Source organism: Sinomonas sp. G460-2 (assembly GCF_047759905.1).
Classification (GTDB): domain Bacteria; phylum Actinomycetota; class Actinomycetes; order Actinomycetales; family Micrococcaceae; genus Sinomonas.
On record NZ_JBKZWT010000560.1, the window covers coordinates 1 to 1138 of the forward strand.

Sequence of the window (1138 nt, forward strand, 5' to 3'; positions counted from 1 at the left end):
GCGGCTTGGGCCCCGGAGCCGCTCCGCGAGCCGAGACCCGCCGGGGCCGTGCTCGATCCGGTCCGTTCGTGGGCACCGGACGAGCGCCGGCTCGATCCGGAGCTTGCCGGCCTGCGCGTCGACCACGGCAATCGTCCGGAGCCTCCGCCCTCCCGAAGCTCGATCCAGGTGGAGGACGGCCCCGAGGGCGCTCCCGGCTTGGAGAGCGGTGGCGTCCGGGGACAATCCCGCGAGCGCGCCGAGCGCCGCGAGCCGCGCGCCCACAGCCTCGGCCGAGTTGGCGTGAATCGTCCCGGCGCCGCTGTGCCCCGTGTTGAGCGCGGCGAGGAGTTCCCGGACCTCCGCCCCGCGGCACTCGCCGACCACGAGACGATCCGGCCGCATACGAAGGGCCTGCCGGACGAGATCCGCAAGATCGACCGATCCGCTGCCCTCCACGTTGGTGTGCCGCGCCTCGAGACCTACCACGTGGCCGTGGTCGGGGTTGAGCTCGGCGGCGTCCTCGACCAGGACTAGCCGTTCGGAGGGACGTGAGAGGCCGAGCAGTGTGCTGAGCAGGGTTGTCTTCCCTGAGCCCGTCGCTCCGCTGATGAGGTAGCTGATCCCCCGGTCCACGATCGCCTCGAGCACTTCCCGCTGCTCGGGCAGGACCGTTCCGAGCCTTTCCAGCTCGTCGAGACCGAAGACTCGTTCCCGACGGATGCGCACGGAGAGCAGGGTTCCGCGCGCCGAGATGGGTGGGAGCACGGCATGGACCCGATAACCCCCGGCAAGGCGCACATCAACGCACGGGCTGCTGTCGTCGAGCCGGCGCCCGCCGGCCGCCACGAGCCTCACCGCGAGCGCCCGCACGGCCTCCTCGGACGCGAATTCGACGACGGAGCGTTCGAGGCCCTGCCCGCCCTCGTACCAGACGTCGCGAGGGCCGTTGACGAAGATGTCCGTCACCTCGGGGTCCTTGGCGAGAGACTGAAGGGGCCCGAGGCCGCTCAGCTCGGCCGTGATGAGTTCGACGGCGGCCAGGGTGCCGGCCGTCCCGAGGAGCCTGCCGCTCCCCTGGACGGCGGCCGCGATGCGCGCTGGCGTCACTGCTCCCGGCTCCGAGAGCACCCGCTGACGGACGGAGTCGAGGAGGCCC

The 1138-nt window shown here is 72.2% G+C and carries 1 protein-coding gene; it reads right to left on the minus strand.

Annotated features, from left to right (window positions below; all coding sequences use genetic code 11):
• On the minus strand, window positions 1-1138 hold a 1138-nt coding region (locus tag ACLN58_RS22440; protein ID WP_415857415.1), incomplete at both ends, for a TadA family conjugal transfer-associated ATPase.